The 21,684-nt window shown below is 39.4% G+C and carries 16 protein-coding genes; 10 read left to right on the top strand and 6 right to left on the bottom strand.

Annotation, left to right across the window (positions count from 1 at the left end; translation table 11 throughout):
- The first annotated feature begins 17 nt into the window (after positions 1-17).
- A complete protein-coding gene (abc-f, locus tag LKW28_RS16995; RefSeq protein WP_229141580.1) occupies positions 18-1,706 on the top strand; it encodes a ribosomal protection-like ABC-F family protein in 1,689 nt (562 codons plus the stop codon).
- Positions 1,707-1,760: 54 nt separating this feature from the next.
- Here abc-f and LKW28_RS16990 read toward each other — a convergent pair whose 3' ends face one another.
- The 4 genes from LKW28_RS16990 to LKW28_RS16975 all read right to left on the bottom strand — a co-directional run bounded on the left by LKW28_RS16990 (position 1,761) and on the right by LKW28_RS16975 (position 7,324).
- Entirely contained in the window at positions 1,761-3,689 is a 1,929-nt protein-coding gene (locus tag LKW28_RS16990; protein ID WP_229141579.1) for a TRAP transporter permease, read from the bottom strand.
- Positions 3,690-3,707: 18 nt separating this feature from the next.
- On the bottom strand, positions 3,708-4,721 hold the full coding sequence (locus LKW28_RS16985; protein ID WP_229141578.1) for a TAXI family TRAP transporter solute-binding subunit: 1,014 nt from the start codon (positions 4,719-4,721) through the stop codon (positions 3,708-3,710).
- An 82-nt stretch (positions 4,722-4,803) separates the two neighbouring features.
- The gene (gene nadC, locus LKW28_RS16980) at positions 4,804-5,664 is read right to left on the bottom strand and encodes a carboxylating nicotinate-nucleotide diphosphorylase (protein WP_229141576.1); all 861 of its coding nucleotides are present in this window, start codon (positions 5,662-5,664) and stop codon (positions 4,804-4,806) included.
- Positions 5,665-6,091: 427 nt separating this feature from the next.
- Entirely contained in the window at positions 6,092-7,324 is a 1,233-nt protein-coding gene (locus LKW28_RS16975) for an aminopeptidase (protein WP_229141575.1), read from the bottom strand.
- 194 nt (positions 7,325-7,518) lie between these two features.
- Between LKW28_RS16975 and LKW28_RS16970 the strand changes: the two genes are divergently transcribed.
- The 9 genes from LKW28_RS16970 (at position 7,519) to LKW28_RS16930 (ending at position 18,911) form a co-directional block, all read left to right on the top strand.
- Complete coding sequence (locus tag LKW28_RS16970; protein ID WP_229141573.1) at positions 7,519-7,914, top strand: GntR family transcriptional regulator; 396 nt, start codon at positions 7,519-7,521, stop codon at positions 7,912-7,914.
- Positions 7,907-8,791, top strand: coding sequence for an ABC transporter ATP-binding protein (locus LKW28_RS16965; protein ID WP_229141571.1), 885 nt, complete (start codon positions 7,907-7,909; stop codon positions 8,789-8,791). Before LKW28_RS16970 ends, LKW28_RS16965 begins: the two co-directional genes overlap by 8 nt.
- Positions 8,784-9,851, top strand: coding sequence for an ABC transporter permease subunit (locus tag LKW28_RS16960; protein ID WP_229141569.1), 1,068 nt, complete (start codon positions 8,784-8,786; stop codon positions 9,849-9,851). The genes LKW28_RS16965 and LKW28_RS16960 overlap by 8 nt, the downstream gene beginning before the upstream one ends.
- Before the next feature lie 78 nt (positions 9,852-9,929).
- On the top strand, positions 9,930-10,430 hold the full coding sequence (locus LKW28_RS16955) for a DUF1648 domain-containing protein (protein ID WP_229141568.1): 501 nt from the start codon (positions 9,930-9,932) through the stop codon (positions 10,428-10,430).
- 13 nt (positions 10,431-10,443) lie between these two features.
- Entirely contained in the window at positions 10,444-11,136 is a 693-nt protein-coding gene (locus tag LKW28_RS16950) for a copper homeostasis protein CutC (protein WP_229141566.1), read from the top strand.
- An 82-nt stretch (positions 11,137-11,218) separates the two neighbouring features.
- Complete coding sequence (locus tag LKW28_RS16945) at positions 11,219-14,155, top strand: PD-(D/E)XK nuclease family protein (protein ID WP_229141564.1); 2,937 nt, start codon at positions 11,219-11,221, stop codon at positions 14,153-14,155.
- On the top strand, positions 14,148-17,351 hold the full coding sequence (locus LKW28_RS16940; RefSeq protein ID WP_229141563.1) for a UvrD-helicase domain-containing protein: 3,204 nt from the start codon (positions 14,148-14,150) through the stop codon (positions 17,349-17,351). The genes LKW28_RS16945 and LKW28_RS16940 overlap by 8 nt, the downstream gene beginning before the upstream one ends.
- A gap of 64 nt (positions 17,352-17,415) precedes the next feature.
- On the top strand, positions 17,416-18,234 hold the full coding sequence (locus LKW28_RS16935; RefSeq protein WP_229141561.1) for an NAD-dependent epimerase/dehydratase family protein: 819 nt from the start codon (positions 17,416-17,418) through the stop codon (positions 18,232-18,234).
- 89 nt (positions 18,235-18,323) lie between these two features.
- Positions 18,324-18,911, top strand: a complete 588-nt coding sequence (locus LKW28_RS16930) for a YdcF family protein (protein ID WP_229141559.1) — start codon at positions 18,324-18,326, stop codon at positions 18,909-18,911.
- A gap of 34 nt (positions 18,912-18,945) precedes the next feature.
- On the opposite strand, the gene LKW28_RS16925 is transcribed toward LKW28_RS16930, so the two are convergent.
- Positions 18,946-20,268, bottom strand: a complete 1,323-nt coding sequence (locus tag LKW28_RS16925; protein WP_229141558.1) for a (Fe-S)-binding protein — start codon at positions 20,266-20,268, stop codon at positions 18,946-18,948.
- Positions 20,265-21,677: a glycolate oxidase subunit GlcD gene (glcD, locus tag LKW28_RS16920; RefSeq protein WP_229141556.1), complete on the bottom strand. Its 1,413-nt coding sequence runs from the start codon at positions 21,675-21,677 to the stop codon at positions 20,265-20,267. Before glcD ends, LKW28_RS16925 begins: the two co-directional genes overlap by 4 nt.
- Positions 21,678-21,684 lie beyond the last annotated feature (7 nt).

Here is a 21,684-nt window from a genome sequence, read left to right as displayed (position 1 = left end):
TCTAGGGAGGTTTTTTTATGACGATTTTAAAATTGAGCGGAATCCACAAAATTTACGGTGATAAGGTTATCTTGAATCATATTGAATTTGATGTCCAACGGGGAGACCGAATCGGGATTGTTGGGAATAATGGAGCCGGGAAAACGACAATTGCAAACATCCTAACAGGAAAAATAGAGATGGATAAAGGAAATATTGAGATGCCAAATGGACCGATTTCAATTGGCTATGTAAAACAGTCTGCTGAAGATGCGCTGCTTGATCTTGAAAATGCTATGATTGCAGGAGATATTTTAGAGCAAACCAGTCAGCTTGGGTTAACGAAGGTTCAATCCTGGGATGATAATCGCGGAGCACATTTAAGCGGTGGGGAGAAAACAAAGCTATCACTTGCGAAGGTTTGGGCATCAAAATCAGATCTTTTATTGCTTGATGAACCGACAAATCATCTTGATTTTAAAGGAGTAGAGTGGCTGATTGAGGAAATGAAAGTTTTCCCGGGTGCGATTATTGTCATCTCCCATGACCGATATTTTCTTGATCAAACAGTGAGTCAGATCATTGAAATTGAGGACGGTGAATCGTTCATTTACCAAGGCAACTATACCCATTTTTATAAGGAAAAGGAAAGGCTGTATCAAAGCCAGCTCCATCACTATGACATGCAACAAAAGCATAAAGATAAGATAGAAAACCAAATGAGTAATTTACAAAATTGGTCAGACAAAGCGCATCGCCAATCGACAAAGCAAGAGGGCTTTAAGGAATTCTACCGAGTGAAGGCAAAGAAAATGGATAAACAAATTAAGTCTAAAATGAAGCGCCTTGAAAAAGAACTCGAAAAAAATAAAGTCGAAAAGCCAAAGGAAAAGGAAGAACCCCAATTTCATTTTAAGCCGATTAAAAAGCGAGGGAAACGAATTGTTGAAGTGAAAAATGGAGGGATCAGTTTTGGTGAGAGGCTATTGTTTCATAAAAGCCATTTTTATGTGACGTTTGGAGAGCGGATTGGCATTCTTGGTGAAAATGGTTGTGGGAAGACTACATTGCTTCGAGTACTGACGGGAGAATCTGAACTTTCTGCTGGAGAGCTTTGGAAAAGTCATTCCTTGAAAATTGGTTATTTGTCTCAGGATGTTACTGACTTGGATGAAACGATGACCACTCTTGGATACCTTGGGCTCACCGTGAAAAACGAGATTAGTGGAGCAAGAACCATTTTCGCCAACATTGGGTTTAATGCCGATAAAATCAATCAGCCCATTTCATCATTAAGCTTAGGTGAACGAACAAGGGTCAAACTTGTTAAATTGTTATTGGATGAAGTCGATTTATTACTATTAGATGAGCCGACCAACCATCTCGATCTTGCAAGTCGGGAATCATTTGAAAAAATGCTACAGTCCTTTGATGGTACAATTCTAACCGTTTCCCATGATTATTATTTTCTTGAAAAAATGTGTGACAAACTTCTTGTGTTTGAAAACCATAAAATTAAAAGGGTTGAAATGGGATTAGGGGAGTACCAACAAAGGGTTCAGATAGAACCGGTCGCTGAACAAAACAAGGAAGAAGAAAAGCTTTTAATCGACAATGAGATTAGTGCGACGATTGGGCAATTGTCATTGTTAACCCGTGATGACCCCAAATACAATGAATTAGACAAAAAACTACTAGACTTAATGAAAAAGAAAAGAGAACTGTAAGAAGCCGTAAATGAGAAATAGTTCAGTGTCAACCAAACACTGAACTTTCCTATGTTAGGCCCCTTTTTGGATAGGGGTGTATGGAGTTTGACGCTTTTTCTGAAAAACAAAAATGAAAATAAATAAGATAATACCCAAACCGCTGAATAGGATATGAGGATAAATGAGCAATAGACCACTTGTGATCAAGAGAATGCGATCCAGTATGGTCGCTTTGGTTTGAAATCTGCCGATGACTCCCGCGCTTAATGAAACAACTCCTATAATAGCGGTAAGGAACGCAGCGATGATTTCAAGTGGTGAACCATCAAGCAATAATGCTGGTTCTAGCACGAACATAAATGGAACGATGAAGCCCACTATTCCGAGACGAACCGCTTCCAGCCCTACTTGATTTGGGTTGCTATCGGCAATACCAGCTGCTGCATAGGCGGCTACGGCAACGGGTGGTGTAATTGCAGAAAATATTGAGAAATAAACAATAAATAAATGCGCTGACATTAGGGATACACCTAACTCCATCAATGCGGGAGCAGCTAACATTGCGGTTAGAATATAAGCAGCCGCCACAGGCATTCCCATTCCTAAAATAATACATATCAACATAACTAGAAGTAAAGTAGGAAGGAGCATACCTTCTGTTAAGCCAAGTACAACACTCGTTAACTTTCCGCCGAGACCTGTTGACATGATCCCGGAAATGACTAAACCAGCGGCTGCACATGCGGTTGCAACTGGAATGGAGGATTTTGCACCATCAACCAATGCCTCGAAAATTTGCTTAAAACCCATTCGCGTTTTTTTACGAAACCAGCTTACCATGACAATCGCCAATACACCATAAAAGCCAGTTCTTGATGCGCTATACCCATTTAAAAGAAAAACGAGCAAGACAACGAGTGGAATAAAGTAGTACCAGCCTTCTTTTAACACGTCCGAGAGTTTAGGGATATCCTCTTTTTTCGCTTTTGGTAAATCTAATCGTACTGCCTCAAAATGAACCATCGCAAGTAAGGAGAGATAGTATAAAATTCCCGGAAGAATCGCTGCTATAACGATTGAAATATAAGGGATCTGGGTAATAGCTGCCATTAAAAAAGCAGAGGATCCCATAATTGGAGGCAGGATGCTGCCTCCTGTTGATGCAGCAGCTTCAACAGCAGCGGCAAAGGAAGGTTTATAACCAGAGCGTTTACTAACCGGAATGGTAAACGAGCCTGTCGTCACGACATTCGCTGTTGGGCTGCCTGAAATCATTCCAAAAAATGCACTCGCCAATACAGCTACCTTCGCAGCACCACCTCGGGATCGACCTGCCAAAGCAGATGACAGCTTAAAGAAGAACTCACCCGCACCTGCTTTTTGTAAAAAGGACCCAAACAATAAGAACATGTACACGAATGTTGCCGCTACTGCAATCGGTGAACCCCATAAACCATTAAAACTATAAGCTAAATCCTCAACTACTTCTGAAAAGGAAAATTCCCGATGCCACATGAGCCCACCTAAATGATGGCCCCAAAGAGCGTACCCGACCCCAATGAATACGATGATGACAATCGGAATTCCAATCGTCCGGCGTGCAGCTTCAATACTTAATATGACAAATACAAAACCGGCTAAAATATCCATTGATGTTAATGGATCAACAATCGGAATCCGTTCGGCAATCCGTTCGGCATGGATGTTAAAGTAAATTCCCGCCCCAAAAGCTAAAAAAGAACAGATATAATCTACAATTGTTGGCGAAATGCTTTTTCCATTATTTTTTGAAAAACTATAAAACATAAAAGATAAGATAAGGATAAAAGATAAGTGCGCCGACAGTAACTGAATCTGATCTAATTTCCCCCAAATAACGGACCCAATTTGGAATACCGATAGAATAAATGCGAAACATACAAATATTTTTAAAGGGGGTCCTGTTAAGTGGCGCTTTTCACCTTCTGTGAAGGCACTTGTTATATATTTTTTAAAGTCCATCACGTTAGGAACTCCCTTCTAAAATTCGTGAATTAATCCTTTTTCTTGTAGAAATTTCTTTGCACCTGGATGAAGAGGGATCTTCCCAACTTTACTAAAGTTTTCGTCTGATAGATTTTTAAATTCTTTATGAACTGTGCTTAAGTATTCAAAATTTTCATATATGGCTTTTGTGATTCGGTACACTTCTTCTTCGGGTACATTCTTGTGAACTATCAAAATTGCAGGAGTATACACGGTATTCACATCTTGATTTAGGAAATCATAACTTCCTTTGGGAATGGTTCCTAGTTCCAATCCTAATTTTTCCGCAGCGGCATGAAGAATATCTTGATCCATTGTAATAAATTTCATATCATTTGTCGCAGCTGCTTCAAGAATATCACTAGAGGGAACGGATAATGCATCTCCCGTCGTATCGATTCGTTTATCCGCCATCAATTCAAAGGTTGTTGATCCACTTAAATGATCAACAGAACCACCCCAAGAAACAAGATCTTGATATGTTACACCGTATTCTTCTAAAATCGCTCGTGTTATGATTTCACCAGCAGAACCCCTTTGGTCAACAGCAAGGCGTATTGGTGCTTTTTTTGCAACCACTTCATCTAATGATTCAAATTCCACATCCCCGCGTGCAATTAGTTGGTAATAGTTAGTTGGTATCACAACACTGATTGCGCGTATATCCGGATAGGCTTGTTTATAAGGTTCTGTTCCACTGTATGCTGAAAAGGCTGTCATAGCATATGAGATTCCATATGGCACTTTATTTATCCCTACACTTGCCGGATTCTCAACGATTCCGCCAGGTTCTACTGTAATCAATGAACCTTTATTTTCTCGACGAATCGACTCAGCAATGCCTTCTGTAAAAACAGACCATGCACCACCTGTTCTTCCACCGATAATAGTTGTACGGATTTTATCCGAAGTATCGACAGAACCGGCTTCTGCCTTATACATGCAACCAGCTAGCAGTACACTAGTAAGTATAAAAAGGAGAGATAAAGTCCAATTTCTACGAGACATCACTTTTACCCCCATAGGTTATATTAATGATCAAATTGGCTTGGCGAATTTGGACACCGACTTATAGTAGGAAATCATGACTTCATTTGGTAGAAGACATTTTTTTATTTCCTTCTTTTACCTGTAAACTAATATCTAAAGCATTAACGGAATGAGTTAAAAATCCTAATGAAATATAGTGGACACCTGTTCCTGAGTAGGTTGCTAAATTTTCTAAGGTAATTCCCCCGGAGGCCTCGGTGATAATGCCCTTAGGGACTAACTGTCCAAATTCCTTTACCACTTCTGGGCTGCGATTATCAAACATTATGACATTTGCCCCAGCATTCACTGCTTCCAATACTTCTTCCGCACTTTCCGTTTCAACTTCAATTTTCACCATATGGCCGACTTTTTCACGTACGGATTGAACTGCTTTCGTAATGGAGCCACAATAGGCAATATGGTTATCTTTAATCATCACACCATCATATAGACCAAATCGATGGTTTTTACCGCCGCCAGATACAACCGCATATTTATCAAGCATTCGCAGTCCTGGAATGGTTTTTCGGGTATCACAAATTTGGATTGAAGGATCATTTAATGCTTCCACACATTGATGTGTGACCGTTGCAATCCCACTCATACGTTGAAGGAGATTTAGAATGACTCTTTCTCCAGTAAGTAAATGAGTGGTCGGACCACTTACAGTTGCTATTGTATCTCCAGCTGAGACACGATCTCCGTCAGAAAGACGAAGCTCAACTTGAATGGTTGAATCTAAAAGGTGATACGCTTCTTTAATAATGGCCAGACCGGAAATGATTCCATTTTCTTTGGCAATGAACACACCTTGGCTCGTTTGTTCAAGCGGAAAAATGGATTGACTTGTTAAGTCTTGTTCACCAATATCTTCTAGTAGAAAGTCCTGTAACATTTTTCGTAATTTTAATTGATTCATAGTTTGCCTCCTGAGAAAAATAAGTTTGATAAAAATTTCACAAACTTAGGTAGAATTATTTGATAAAAAATAGATGAAATTAGGTGAGTGTAATTACAAGTGTCTTGTCATCTATATTTACACAAACTTGAAACAATATCAATAGAATCAGATAGAAAATTTTTGGTTGATTTTGATGGATATTGGGGTGTGTGCGTTTTTTATGGATGGGGTTTTTCCAGGTGTATCCAGAAACGTTGGGATAAACGGGATTTATGAATGGGTTTTTTCCAGTGTTATCCAAAAGTGATGGCATTAAGAACATTAACTTCCTAAATGCTGGGAAAAATTTCATCCCTAGAGGGCTTGGATCCCCACCGACATCCCAAAATATGGAATATAAGAAATAGGCACCACAAGGAGCGGCGTCCTAGTGGTGCCAATTATGTTAAAATGCCCAGTTTCCGTTACGGAATAATGGTTCGGCAGTGCCGTCAGCAGTGATGCCATCTATGTCCATTTCACCTGAGCCAACCATGAAGTCGACATGAGTGATACTTGAGTTAGCTCCCTTTTTAGCAAGTTCCTCTCGTGACATCGTTTTACCCCCTTCAATGCAAAAGGCATATGCATTACCAATCGCGAAATGATTGGACGCATTTTCATCAAAAAGTGTGTTGTAAAAAAGAATTTTTGATTGAGAAATGGGTGAGCTATGCGGAACGAGCGCAACCTCACCTAAATAATGGCTGCCTTCATCCGTCTCAACAAGACGTTTTAACATATCTTCACCTGTTTCGGCCTTCACATTTACAATTCGGCCATTTTCAAAGGTGATTGTAAATTGATCAATCAAACTTCCTCCGTAATTAAGAGGTTTTGTGCTGCTGACGAATCCATTTACTCCGTCTTTTTTAGGTACTGTAAAGACTTCTTCAGTCGGCATATTCGCAACAAACTCAATGTTTTGTTCGTTTTCACCACCGCCGCCAATCCACACATGGCTTTCAGGCAGTTCGACAACTAAATCAGTTCCAGGAGCCTTATAATGTAATTTTTGATATTTTTTCTTATTCAAATATTCAACCTTGGCATGTAAATTTGCATTATGTTCTTTCCATGCTTGAACAGGATCTTCCACATTAACACGAGTAGCTTGAAAAATGGCATCCCATAATTTTTCGACCTGTTCTTCAGCTGATAGGTCTGGGAATACCTTTTCAGCCCAGCTCTCAGAAGGGACAGCAATGACAGACCAGCTTACTTTATCTGCTTGGGAATAATTTCGGTATTTTTCCAATGCTTTTCCTGCTGTTTTATTCGCATTGGCAATACGTTCGGGATTAACTCCTTTTAATAAATCAGGATTGGACGAAATGATGGATAAAAAGGCTGCTCCGTTTTCCGCAAGTTCTTCCATTCCTTTTGCCTTCCACATGGGATAATCCAGAAACGCTTCATCTGGTGCAAGGTCAAAGCGTGTGCGTGTAATTGCGTCATCATTCCACTCTATATATACATTTCTTGCTCCCGCCTCATAGGCTTTTTTGACGACTTTTCTAACATATTCTGCAGCTGAAATAGGTGCGTTAATAAGAAGATTCTGTCCATTTTGGACGTTAACACCGACATGAACAGCTAAATCAGCATATTTTTCAAGCATTTGTTCGAACTTAGACATATGTATTCTCCTTTAAACGAATGTAAGTGTTTCCTTTCTAGTGTAACAGATGCACTTCGACATACGAAATACAATTTTTTTAAAAATAGGCAGATGTATATTGACGTAAGAGTAGATGTCGTTTAATGTAATATGTGTACTACATGATATGATACACCTGAAACACAATAAGTTAACGGAAAGGGGTGTTTTGCTTGTATTTTCAGTTGGATGAACGCAGTAATACACCAATTTGGGAACAAATTGTAAACCAAGTCAAGGAACTCATATTAAAGGAGGTCCTTCAGCCGAATGACAAATTATTAAGTGTTCGTGAGCTTTCCTCGACCTTACTTATAAACCCGAACACCGTCAGTAAAGCATATCAAGAGCTTGAACGACAAGGAATTATCGAAACGAGAAGAGGAAAGGGTACATTTGTTTCCAAACAACTTCCAAAAAGGGTAGATGATGAAAAAGTGGAGGAAATCAAACAATCATTAAAGCTTTTACTCGTAGAAGCTTCTTATCTTGGGATAAATAAAGAAACCTTTGTAGAATGGATTGAGAAATATGTCGATGAATTAGGGGGGAAGGACAGGGATGCTTAATGTTAACAATCTTTCAAAAAGCATTGAGGGAGAAAGGATTTTAAAAAATATTTCCTTTTCAATTGGTGAAGGCTCAATTGTCGGCTTGGTCGGACGAAATGGAGTGGGAAAAACAACACTTTTACGGAGTCTCGTTGGCATTTTAGATGCGGATCAAGGGGAGGTTCTGTTTCAAGGGAAAAATATTGTAGGAAACCCTGAGGTTAAAGGGGAAATGGTATTTGTTCCTGATTCAAATTCAACATTTAATGGGTACAGTATCAAAGAGCTAGTGAGTTTATATGAAGCGATTTATCTGAATTTCGATAAAGATTATTTTTATCAGCTTTTACAGCGTTTCAATCTTCCGGAAAAGCGGAAAATTCGAAACTTCTCACGTGGAATGAAGGCCTTGTTATTTATCGTTTTGGCTATTTCTACTCGAGCAAAACTGATTATTTTAGATGAACCAACAAATGGGCTTGATGCGATTGTAAAAAGAAAAATTCTCCAGTTTCTTTTAGAGGAAGTGTCTGAATCAAGGATTTCACTTCTAATTTCAAGCCACCATTTGGATGAACTGGAAAAAATCGCAGATACACTCATTATATTAAAGGATGGCGAGGTAGAATCAATCGTCACAATGGATGATGCGAGACTTCATTATAAAAAAGTTCAGGTGGTTTTTAAAGAAAATGGCATCCCTGAAGAAATCAAGCAATTTCCAAACATAGAAATTCTGTCCCAAATTGGACGTGTAAACACCTTTTTAATAAAAGGAAATTCCGAAGAAATAATATCAAGTTTAAAAGATCAACAACCATTACTTTTGGAGGAATTGCATATGTCGTTAGAAGACATGTTTGTGTCGGCATTAGGAGGGGATGACATTGTTTAATAAAGCACTTTGGCTTAGAAATTATAAGCAGTCAAAGTTTGTAGTGTGGGCACTTTGGTTGGTTTGTCTTTACTTTCCATATAAACTGAATAATTTTTTAAGCATTGAGGAGTATTCGCTTTTACACTGGGACGAATGGGGCAATTCAGACCCATATGCATTATACTTTGGAAACTTTTTAGAAGTAGGATTATTTCAAGTGTTGGCAGCTATTCTATTGGCCACATCCTTAATCGGTTTAGAACGAACAAATCAAAGCCTGGATTTTACGCTGGCATTACCATATAAAAGAAGTGACATCTTTTTCTCAAAGTGGATTTTTGGCGTTTTTCATTTAGCATTGGCATTGGGTGTAAGTGTGGTAATTTCAATGATTATCCTGGGGAATTCTGTGCTGAATGAGTATCTATCATTAGGTGCACTCGGATATTACTTTTTACTTGCACTTGCAACTTTAACTGGCGTATATACGTTTAGTTTGTTTATTGGCTTAATTGGAGCAAGCTATGTTTCACAACTTGCATTCAGTTTGATCTTTCTATTTTTGCCATATGGACTATATAACCTAGTCATCAAGGGTATTGCGCAGCACTATATCGCGATCACAGGAAACTCATTTATTAAGGAAAACTTCGGAATCCAAAAGTTTGATAACTTTGTTGAAAGTCTATCATTTCCATTGCTATTAATGGATTTTGAACGTGATATTAATGAAATTTTTGTTTGGAAACAAGCTGGTTTTTTAAGTTCATTATCTGTAATCATCATTCCGATAATTGTAACTTTCATCTCGTTATATTTGATTAAGCGATTATCGCCTCGATTCAAAAGTGAGAATAACGGGAAAGTCTTGGCTTATGAGGAGCTCTTTCCGTACCTAAAAGCAGGTGTCTTCATCTGTTTCTACCTCTTAGGTGGAATGGTAATTGGTTCGTCTCTTGCGTACAAGGAACTTCCAAGCCTCTTATCCTATCACTTGGGAGGACTTGGATTCGGCATCATTGCTTATTTCGTCCTCACAAAATTAGCAGGAGCTCGAATGCAATTCGGAAAGAAGTAAATATCAACGAGGATGTTCCAAAAATGAAACTTTTACCGCTCCTTATTCGTATAAAAAATATGATAAGGAGTGGTTTTTATGTCTGAAAAACCGGTATTGAAGCTGCCGAAAACGCTATATGAAAAAATGTTAGAGTCACTCTCAATTTTATTTTTACTAGGAATATATGTATTTATCATTGTGAATTGGGGCGAAATTCCAGATCGAGTACCAACACATTTTAACTTTGCTGGGGAGCCAGATGGTTGGGGTGGAAAGGCAAGTGTCCTGATTCTGCCGATTATCGCCACTTTTTTATTTAAGATGATGTTTATCTTAAGTAAATTTCCACATATTCATAATTATCCTATTGAAGTCACACCTGAAAACGCTGAAGGCATTTACAGAAACTCACGAAAAATGCTCATTACAATGAATTTCTTTCTTACTTTCTTTTTGACGATTGGAGCTTGGGAAATGATCAATGTCGCCAAAGGAAATGAAGGTTTTGGCATGTGGTCAATGATTGGGTTCTTCGTGTCTATTTTTGGAACAATGGGTTATTATATGTACAGGATGATCAAATTACGTAAAAAATGAAAGTAGGACGTAAATGATGTTAATCGAAATTATTGTTCAACATGCTGAAGATGCAAAAATAGCTGAGGAACATGGCGCAAACCGTTTAGAACTAGTAACCGCGATGATGGAAGGGGGTTTAACACCATCCTATGGTGTTATTAAAGATGTTGTCCAAGCGGTCTCTATACCTGTTCATGTTATGGTTCGTCCTCATGGCTATTCATTTACATATTCCGAAGATGACAAGCGGGTTATTTTAGAGGATGTGAAGGTATGCAAGGAGCTTGGGGCAGCTGGAATTGTGTTTGGATCCTTGACTGAAAATGGGGAAATAGATGAAGCATTTCTGAAAAAAGTGCTAAAGACGGCTGGTGGAATGAAGATCACCTTCCATCGTGCGATTGATGAGGCGAATGATATTATTGAAGCTTATAAAACTCTTCAAAAATACAGCGAGTCCATTCAAACCGTGTTAACCTCTGGAGGAGCACCAAAGGCATTAGATGGTGTAGAAAACCTTAAAGCAATGCTAGCCCTATCAAGTGAAATGCAATCACCGGCGATTATGCTAGGATCCGGCCTCTCACCAGATAATATTTCAGAGCTTCATGAGAAAGTTCACGCAACCGAATACCATTTCGGATCAGCCGTACGTGTAAATGGGAAGTTTAGCGAACCAATAAATGGGAATACTATAAAGAAGATAAGAGAGATTATAAGCTAACACAACAAGGATGTCTGAATGTAAATTTGGGCGTCCTTTTATTTTGACTAAATTGTGTTTATGAAATAGGAGAGTGAAGCCAATGGAAGTTCTAATTAAACACCTCGAAACCATATGCAAACAGCATTTTTTTACCGAAAAAATTCTACTTGTGGATTCATATATGATTGGCGAGCAAATTTTAAGGCAGTTTACTCAAAAGAACAATCATGCCATCAATATAAAAATCAAAACAATCAAGGATCTTGCGCTAGATACGACAGCAAACCTGCAAAATAACCACATGAGCGACGCACTTGGTACTCATTTAATGTTTACCCTCCTAACGGAACTTAAAGATAACCTAAACTATTTTCACGAGGTCGAAATCACACCAACCTTTAGCCGAAGCATGTATCAAACAGTCAAGAAACTGCGTCTTGCGGGATACAGAAGCAGCACACTTGTTAAAGAACAATTTGTCTCACCTAGTAAAGGTGAAGACATGATTCTCATTTTAGAGACTTACGAACAGCTTCTACACAAAAATAAACTTTCCGATGAGGCGGACTTTTATCAGAATGCCCTAGGAAAATATCATTCTAGAAATCATATCTTCATTCTGCAAAGCAACCTCAGACTCACGTATGTACAAATGGAATTTTTAAAAGTTGCTCTTCCAACAACCTGCTTTCATCTGCCATTAGAAGCAGTACATGGAATTGCAGTACCTGAAAGTTCAGCATTTTCAAAGATTGTTTTCGGTGCCGAAACGCCATTAAGCTATTTGTTTGATGTAGAGAATTCGCCAAATACAGTTCCAAGCCTATTCCTTTTTTCAGCAAAAACGGAAGAAACGGAGTTGAAGGAAGTACTCTTTCGAATCAAGGAAAAAGACATTCGATTTGATGAGGCTGCCATTTTTTATACATCAAGCGCCAAATATGCTACGGCCATGTATCACATTGCAGAGCGCTTACAAGTGCCAGTGACCTTTGGGGAAGGGATACCGATTGGATTCACAAAACCAGGAAAAATGGTGGCTGGAATCCTTGATTGGATAAAGGATTATTATAGTGTACAGGCCTTTTTAAAGCTTCTTCAGGAAAATTTACTTGACTTGGAAGAAGACGCACCTTCAAAAAGAAAATGGGCAACTCTGCTTCGGAGAGCGAACATTAGCTGGGGAAAAGAACGTTATCTATCACAAATCCAAGCTAAAATGAATGATGCATCCGAACCAGAGAACCGAATCGGTGATTATCATTGGCTTTTTCAGTGGTTTTCCACCACGTTTAAACATATGCCAACTGCCCAAGGTGACGGGACTATCCTATATGGGGACCTGTTAAAAACAATCAAGTATTTTCTAATGAATTACTGTAAAATTTCATCTGGGTTTGACCAAGCGGCAAAAGAAGTTTTACTTGAACGGATTGAGGATTTGCTTCCATATGGAAACGAAGCAGTTTCTCATGCATGGCAAAAATTTGAGGAGGATTTTCTCTCCATCCATATTGGCCAATCGCGCCCTAAGCCCGGATATTTACATATTTCGAGTTATAAAAATGGGCTTTATTTGAATCGAAAGCATTTATTTATTGTAGGTTTGGACAATGGACGGTTTCCGGGGAAGTCAGGGGAGGATCCGCTTCTCCTTGATACTGAAAGAGAAAGGTTAGGGAGACTTCTGCCTTTTGAAAAAGAAAAATCAAAAAGGGATATTTATGCGATGGCGCAGCTTTTTGCCTCTGCAGCGGACAATGAAATTACCGTAAGTTATTGTAGATACGATATGAATGAAAATCGGGCTATTTCACCTTCGTACTTATTTTTGCAATGCTATCGAATTCAAACAGGTGAACATTCCGCCGATTTTAATACTGTACAAAAGAAAGCGCCAATTGCAAACCGAGCCGGTACTCTTGAAAACGAAGACTGGTGGTATGAGAAAATCACAAACTCTCAAAATGGGCGGCTTGACGAAGCTTTTTTAGCGGATTTTTCAAATATTACGAGAGGGCTTTATGCGGAAAAAATGAGGCAGGAACCCGGGTTTACTGTATACGAGGGAAAAGTTGAAAGTGATACGACCATGTTTGACCCTCGAAAAAAACCGGATATCACAATTTCAGCAGGGAAACTTGAGAAAATCGCGAAATGTCCCTATGCCTATTTCTTAGAAAATGTGTTGCGATTAAGAGTGGTTGAGGATGTATCCTATGATCCTACGAAGTGGTTAGACGCAAAAACGAGGGGTACATTATTGCACGAAATTTTCGAAAAATTTTATCAGGAAATCAAAATACGTTGTGAAAAGCCTTCCTATACAAAGCATATTGATCTTCTTACAAAGATTGCGAACAAAAGGATGGACAATGTAAAAACGGTGGTTCCAGCACCAAATGCCCGAACGGAAAGACTGGAAACAGAGGAAATTATCGAATCGTGTGAAACCTTTTTGAAAGTTGAAGAGGAAAATAGTGAGCTTGGTGAACCATTGTATTTTGAATATTCCTTTGGGGAAGACGCACCAGCTGTGATCGTGCTTCCTTCTGGAACAGTTCATGTAAGGGGAATTATTGATCGGGTCGACCAGCTGTCAGATGGTTCCTTCCATATCATTGATTATAAAACGGGAAGCAGTTGGGGCTATCATACAAAGGAATTTTTTAAAGGCGGGAGGCAGCTCCAGCACCTCCTCTACACCCTTGCGATTGAGGCCCATTTGGGAATAGATGGTGGATCCGTAAAAAAGAGTTCGTATTTATTCCCGACTCGAAAAGGAGCTGGGAAACGTTTTGTACGGGAGCAAGAGGAAACAACACGAACTAATGGTATAGATATTTTAGACAAGCTCCTTTCCATTGTGGGGCATGGGCATTTTACCATGACAGATGATGAAAATGAATGTAAATTTTGTGACTTTAAAAAAGTTTGCAGAAGGTCCACCTATAATAAGGATGCTTTAAAACAAAAGCAACAGGATGAAACCGCTGAGGGACTAAAAAGCTTTAAGGGGGTGCGCGCCTATGACTAAAGTAATAATCGATCAAGAGGCTAGAGACAAGATTACAACCGTCTTAAATCAAAACTTTCTTGTCGAAGCTGGGGCCGGCTCTGGGAAAACAACAAGCCTCGTTGATCGAATGGTGAATCTGATTTATACGGGGACTGCAAAAATGGATGAGATTGTCGCGATAACCTTTACAAAGAAAGCTGCGGATGAACTTAAGACCCGTTTTTTAACCGTTCTCGAGAAAAAATGTAAAGAGGAAACAGACCTTTATGTGAAGTTTTTACTTGAGGAAGCCTTACAAAGCATCGAACAATCGTTTATCGGAACGGTTCATTCCTTTTGTGCACGATTACTTCGAGAGCGACCTGTTGAAGCAGGGATTGATGTTCATTTTTCTGAACTTGAGGACACAGAGGATGATCAACTAGCTGAGGCTGCTTGGGTAGTTTATACTCATAAGCTTGAACAGAATCATCCACAGAAATCAGGAATGATGAAGGATTTAGGGCTTCAAGAAAAAGATTTAATGGAACGCTTTTGTCAAATGAAGAATTATCCTGATGTAGAGTGGGCAAGTGAAGTGATTGAAAAGCCAAATCTTGATGAGGTGTTTCGTCGCTTTGTCATTCTTTTAAAAGAAGCAAGTCGATGCATTCCGAATGATATTCCAAAAGGTCCAGACAATCTTCAGGAGGCTATTGATGATGCACTTCGTCATGTCAGATATGATGACAAAACAGATGCATTAAAGATTAAGATTTTTCAGTTGTTTGATAAAAAGTTAACGGTTACACAGTATAAATGGTCTTCAAAAGAGGATGCGAAGGAATATCATGCGAGAATCACAGATTTTTTTGAGTCTTACATTCAGCCATTACTATTACGATGGAGTGAATATTGCCACCCATTTGTGATTGAAATGTTTCGAGGGGCACAGGCAGAGTATGAAAGGCTCAAGCAGGAACGCGCGTTGATGAACTTTCAGGATTTGTTAATGAGTTCAGCAGCCCTTTTAAAGAGAAATGCAGAAGTTCGTTCGTATTTTCAAGGGAAATATAAACGGCTCCTTGTTGATGAATTTCAGGATACCGATCCGATTCAAGCGGAGATTATGTTTTATTTAACAGGTCAGGATGTAACAGAACAGAATTGGACCAAATGCAAACCGCGTCCGGGCTCGCTATTTGTTGTCGGAGATCCGAAGCAAGCCATTTATCGTTTCCGTAGAGCGGATATCGATATCTACAATCTGGTGAAGGAATTGATTGAAGTGCATGGCGGAGAAGTGCTTCAGTTGATCATGAACTTTAGAACAGTAGATTCTGTAACAGGTCTGCTGAATAAGGTTTTTAAGGAACAATTACCTGAAGGAGAGACTGTTCACCAGGCTTCCTATCGTCCGCTCTTCTCCTATAAGGAAGCAAGTCCATCTGAGTTTTCAGGGATTAAAAGACTGGTTTTAGCAGATGAATTCGCAAAAAATAAAACAATTACGGTTGAGGAAGATGCGACAAGCATAACCGCATATATTCAAAAATTAATAAGTGAAGGTCACGAGCCTGGGGAAATTATGATTTTAACTAGGCAAAAGGATGGAATGGATGTGTATGCCACAAAACTTGAGCAAGCTGGAATACCGGTCAGTATTAGCGGTGAAATGGCAATAGGCACAATTCTAGAGTTCCAGGATCTGATTCTGCTTCTTGAAGCACTTGTTGATCCTACCAATCAAATTGCATTGGTAGCCGCTTTACGCAGTGTTTGGTTTGGTATAAGCGATGAAGAGCTTTTCCAATGGGGGCAGGCAGGGGGAGCATTTTTCCTGTACGCTCAGACTCCTGACAATTTACATGCCGAAACAATGCAACAGATAGAAGGGGCGCTATCAAAGTTGAAACAATATGCCAAATGGAAAACAACCTTTTCCCCAGTAGTGGCCATTGAAAAAATAATCGGGGATATCGGTCTGTATCCATTGTTCTTGACAAAAGGCTATGGAAAAAGAGAGACGACAAATCTTCTGCAAATAATTGAAGTATTGCGGGGGAGAGAGGAAGACGAAGCTACAACCTTCAGTCAGGCTGTCGAATTTTTGAAAAAGCAAATCGAAGAAAAAACAAAAGTCATCAATCTAGAGGAAGATGAGAATGCCGTACGAATTATGAATGTCCATAAAGCAAAAGGCTTAGAGGCTTCGATTGTGTTCTTGGCCCACCCAGGTAAAAAGCCGGAAGTCCGCAATAAAATATGGTTTCATATTAGACGTGAGGAGCAATCATCGACGGGATATTTTATGTTTGAGAGAAAACAGGGCTTTGCGCGAAAACCTGTTGCACAGCCTCTTCGTTGGGAGGATTATCTCGATGCAGAGGAAGCGTATTTGCTTGCAGAAGAAATTCGCGTTCTGTATGTGGCAGCAACAAGAGCAGAAAAAGCAATGATTATTAGCGCTTTTGAATCAAAAAATAATAAAAATCCATGGAACCTTCTTCTTGATGGTTTACCAGGGCTTGAGGAGATTGAAGTACCTGAATTGCTTCATGAGGAAAAAGAAGGTGCAAGTCTCATCACCCGTGAAGAATTTGTAGAAGAAACGCAGGGATTACTTGAATGGATTGATGATCGGGTACAATCTTCTTTTTCAACATATAGTCCGACTGAAGACAAACAAGATATTTTTAAGCTTGGGATAGAGCGTGAAGAAGGTGGGGGCCGGGCATGGGGAACAGCCATCCACGAAGTGTTTGAAAAGATTGTCAAGGGAGAGCAAGCCGAAGAAGTAATAATCTCAATTTTAAATAAGCATGAAATTTCATTAGGAAGAATGGGCAAAGTTGCACAAGCTGTTGATCGTTTCAAACAATCGATGATTTGGGCGGAGCTTCAAATAGCTGATGAAGTTTTAACAGAGGTTCCATTTATGCTGAAAATCGATGCTGTTGACCCTTTATATAAGTTCGTTGAAAATGAGGACAAAGCGGGGACGCTTTTTGTTAGTGGAATCATTGATCTCGTGTATAAGCTAAATGGTGTTTGGAAAATCGTGGATTATAAAACGGATCGGCCTAAGGACATTGAACAGCTGCCTGAACTTACGAAATATTACCGAACTCAAATCGACTTCTATCAACAAATTTGGGAACGTATGACTGGTGAAAAAGTAGCGGATAAACTGCTTTACTTTGTGACCCCGAATAGAATTGTGAGTGTGTTATGATGTATGTTTTCCTTAAAATTACGAACTTTAATCAATGAGACTCGTTAAAAAGGGGAGCACAACATTGAAAAAGAAGATTGCCATCATCGGGGGAACGGGGCTAATTGGTTCCATCCTTGAAGAAGGACTCAGCAACAACTACGAAATCTTTATTCTTGATAAAAAAGTGGATGATCATTCGGACCATATCGAGGTCGACGCAACAAATTTTGCAGACCTTTTAAGTAAAATTCCAGCAGATTGTGGCGCTATTGTTAATCTGCTTAATGTAAACACCAAAAATGATTTTAAAGATCTTACACAATTTCATAAAAAGACTGAAATTCATTTTCTTGCATCCTTTTACATTTTAAGAGCGGCAATTGAGCTTGGCATTCCAAAGGTCGTTTATGCAAGCAGTAATCATGTAACTGACTTTTATGAGAAGGATGGAATTTCGGCACTCGGTCGCGAGATTACAGTTAATGATTATCCCTACTCAAGGACATTGTATGGCACACTAAAATTAGCTTCAGAAAATCTCGGTCATATATTAGCCTTTGAAGAGGAGAACAATCTGTCTGTGATTAATCTGCGAATTGGCAGTGTCAGACGGGATGAGGTGAAGGATTTACAAACGATTCCCCGAACCAATAAAACATTATTAAGTCATGCTGATGTGATTCAGTTATTTGATTTAGCCATTCAATCAACTGTCAAGTTTGGTACATATTATGGCGTTTCAGATAACAAAGATAAACCGTGGTCAACGGACAACGCAACTCGTGAGCTTGGATTTGTGTCAAAGATGAATTCAAAGGATGTGTTAAATGGGGCTGAAACCGAGATGGATGGCTTTATCTCACACCACGAGGATCTGGAAAATCAAAATTGGCTTAACTAAAAATCATGCCCATTAAAAGGGCATGATTTTTGTTTTCCTTTTTTGTCCATTTGATATAATAGTAGAATAACCAAAGGGGTTGTTACTATTTGAAAAAGAGGAAAATGATGCTACTTTTAATTGGATTTTTACTCATAATAGGTATAGGGTATTTCGGAATAGTTCATTCAAAAATATCACAGTATGTCGATTCTAAGCCACCCGAAAAGGCAGATTATTTGATTATTCTTGGAGCAAAGGTGAACAGTGAAACGCCATCGCTTGCATTGCAATACAGAATTGATGCGGCTGCTGAGTATGCAAAAGAGAATGAGAACACCATTTTGATTGCTTCAGGCGGTCAGGGCCCTGGGGAGGATATCACAGAAGCAGAAGCGATAAGACGAGAACTAGTAGATAAAGGGATTTCAGAATCTAGAATCTTCCTTGAAGACCGGTCAACAAGTACATATGAAAATATCAAATTCTCGAAAGAATTTATTCCTGAGGAAGCAAAGCTTGGAATTATTGTGACAAATGATTATCACCTTTATCGTTCGATCCAAATTGCAAAAGATGCCGATTTAAAAGTGGAAGGGCTCCCAGCAAAAACACCACAAATAACTTTGCTAAAAGCATATATTCGTGAGTATTTATCGGTCACAAAATATTATGCAGAAAAGTATATTCTAAATTAAGAAAACAACGCCCAATTGAGCGTTGTTTTCGCTTTTACTCTTTAACCGCTTCAAGCAATAAATCAACAATATGAACGGCACGTATTTTATCAGATAAACCTTCCCGTTCAATGCCAAGCTTCATCTGCAACAGGCAGCCTGGATTTGATGTGACAATTGTTTTTGCCTGAGTATCTTTAACGTTTTTCATTTTTGAATCTAATATCTTCATCGACATTTCAGACTCCATTATGTTATAAATGCCAGCTGAGCCGCAGCAGCTATCCGCATTCTTCATTTCCATATAGGTTGCACCGTTAATGGCTTTAAGCAGCCGTCTCGGCTCGGACGATGTTTTCATCACATTTCGTAAATGACAAGAATCTTGATAGGTAATAATCTGATCTGGCAGGGAAAGATCTTTTTTATGAAACTCTAATTCTACTAATACCGAAGAAATATCCTTAAGCTTGTTCGAAAAAGCTTTTGCCCGTTCTGCCCACTTGGGCTCATCTTTTAGAAGATGGCCATAATCAATTAAAAAGGCACCACAGCCACCCGCATTTGTAATGATATAGTCTGCTTCAATTTCTTCAAACGCGATAATATTTTGTTTCGCAAGCTCCTTCGCTTTCTTTTTTTCACCACTATGCCCATGCAAAGCCCCACAACAAGCTTGTGTTTTTGGAATGACAATCTCACAACCTGCCAATTGAAGCAGCCTCAATGTGGCATCATTTGTTTTCATGAACATTGTATCCATCAAGCAACCTGAGAAAAAGGAAACCTTTTTCTTTTGAACACCAATTGGCCCAAGTTGGTAGGGACGGCATTTTAGTTCTTTTAAGGTTGGCACCTCCGGAAGTACCCGCTCCATCGTCGCTAAGCTGTCAGGTAAAAACTTCATGAGTCCGCTTTTTTGAGCAATCTTTTGCATTCCGGACCGTTGATAGACACCTAGTAATCCAGTTAGGGTGCGCATACGATTCTGATGCGGAAAAAGACCCTCAAAAACCGTTTTCCTTACTGCTTTCGCTCGTAATGAATGCTTTTTATTTTGATTAACAATATCTCTTGCTTCCTCTAAAAGATGACCGTAATTTACACCAGAAGGACAAACTGGTTCGCAGGCTCGACATCCTAAGCACATATTCAATGATTTCTCGAAGTCCTCATCTGGCTCTATAAGACCATCCACAACAGCCTTCATTAATGCGATTCTTCCGCGTGGGGAGTGGGATTCCTGATAGCCGGATTCAATATAGGTTGGGCAGGTTGGAAGACAAAACCCGCAGCGCATGCAATTTAATAATTCATTCTGATCCATCCGTGTTTGGAATTCTTCTTTTATTTTTTGTTGTTCCTGTATCGTTGTCATTTTGATACCACCACGCGTTTTCTTGATTCCTTCGCAAATATCTTACCTGGATTCATTATGTTATTAGGATCAAGTCCCGTTTTAATGGCTTTCATCGCAGCAATCCCTGCGGCACCCAGCTTCATTTCTAGATAAGGTGCTTTCATCACACCTACGCCATGTTCGCCTGTGATTGTTCCACCCAGCTCAATCGCTTTTTCAAAAATTTCTTCAAATGCTTTTTCAACTCGCTCAATTTCATCCCGGTCTCTAGCATCTGTGAGGCAGGTCGGATGCAGATTACCATCCCCAGCATGGCCAAAAGTACATATATTCAGGTCATACTTTCTCGCAATTTCGCCAATCGCTTTTACCATTTTGGCAATTTCAGAACGAGGTACCGTGGCATCCTCTAAAATAGTTGTTGGTTTTAACCTGGCAAGGGCTGATAATGCAGCCCTTCTTGCTGTCCGTAAGGCTTCTGCTTCTTCTTCAGATTCAGCTGATTTTACCGAGACAGCATTTTCTTCTGTACAAATTTCTATGATTCTCTCAATGTCTCGTTTTACAATTTCTGACGGACCATCCTGTTCAATCAGAAGAACCGCTTTAGCGTCGGTAGGAAGGCCAATTTGTGCAAATGCCTCGACTGCTTCAAGAGTTGGCTGATCAAGGAATTCAAGTGTAATCGGAATGATTTTATTGGCGATGATCTTTGAAACTGTTTTGGCAGCGGCCTCCAAATCTTCATATAGGGCAAGAATTGTTTCCTTCGTTTCAGGCATTGGTATCAGCTTAAGGGTTGCTTCGGTAATGATGCCAAGTGTACCCTCCGAGCCGACCAAAAGCCGCGTCAGGTCATATCCAGCCACATCCTTCGCAAGTTTGCCTCCGGTTTTAATGATTTCTCCATTCGCTAAAATAACCTCAAGCCCCATTACATAATCCCGTGTGACACCATATTTTAGCCCACGTAATCCACCGGAATTTTCATTAATATTGCCGCCAATTGTTGAGATTTTCATGGAACCAGGGTCTGGAGGATAAAATAACCCCTTTGCTTCCACCGCATTTGTTATTTCTTGAGTAATCACACCAGGCTGGACCGTAATTGTTAAATTTTCTTCATCAATTTCCAAAATCTGATTTAAATGTTTAAATAAAAGGACAACTCCACCCTCGGTTGGGCAAGTGCCCGCACAAAGATTTGTTCCAGAACCGCGGGGAACAATAGGAATTTTGTATTCGTTGCAAACTTTAACGATTTCTGAAATTTCCTCTTTGTTTCGAGGAGCAACCATCGCATCGGGCATCGACTGGAACTGAGGGGTCGCATCGTACGAATACACAAGTCGTCCAGTATTTGAGTCATCATAGTTTTCAGGACCAACAATTTTTAATAATTGATGTTTTACATTTGCCTCAATCATGTGAACG

This window comes from Bacillus sp. REN16 (assembly GCF_020731355.1).
GTDB lineage: Bacteria > Bacillota > Bacilli > Bacillales > Bacillaceae_L > Ferdinandcohnia.
This window is presented reverse-complemented; position numbering and strand designations above follow the sequence as displayed.

Coding starts and splice junctions, on each gene's coding strand:
- abc-f (WP_229141580.1), top strand. CDS start 18: ATGACGATTTTAAAATTGAGCGGAATCCACAAAATTTACGGTGATAAG.
- LKW28_RS16990 (WP_229141579.1), bottom strand. CDS start 3,689: ATGGACTTTAAAAAATATATAACAAGTGCCTTCACAGAAGGTGAAAAG.
- LKW28_RS16985 (WP_229141578.1), bottom strand. CDS start 4,721: ATGTCTCGTAGAAATTGGACTTTATCTCTCCTTTTTATACTTACTAGT.
- nadC (WP_229141576.1), bottom strand. CDS start 5,664: ATGAATCAATTAAAATTACGAAAAATGTTACAGGACTTTCTACTAGAA.
- LKW28_RS16975 (WP_229141575.1), bottom strand. CDS start 7,324: ATGTCTAAGTTCGAACAAATGCTTGAAAAATATGCTGATTTAGCTGTT.
- LKW28_RS16965 (WP_229141571.1), top strand. CDS start 7,907: ATGCTTAATGTTAACAATCTTTCAAAAAGCATTGAGGGAGAAAGGATT.
- LKW28_RS16955 (WP_229141568.1), top strand. CDS start 9,930: ATGTCTGAAAAACCGGTATTGAAGCTGCCGAAAACGCTATATGAAAAA.
- LKW28_RS16950 (WP_229141566.1), top strand. CDS start 10,444: ATGATGTTAATCGAAATTATTGTTCAACATGCTGAAGATGCAAAAATA.
- LKW28_RS16945 (WP_229141564.1), top strand. CDS start 11,219: ATGGAAGTTCTAATTAAACACCTCGAAACCATATGCAAACAGCATTTT.
- LKW28_RS16940 (WP_229141563.1), top strand. CDS start 14,148: ATGACTAAAGTAATAATCGATCAAGAGGCTAGAGACAAGATTACAACC.
- LKW28_RS16925 (WP_229141558.1), bottom strand. CDS start 20,268: ATGACAACGATACAGGAACAACAAAAAATAAAAGAAGAATTCCAAACA.
- glcD (WP_229141556.1), bottom strand. CDS start 21,677: ATGATTGAGGCAAATGTAAAACATCAATTATTAAAAATTGTTGGTCCT.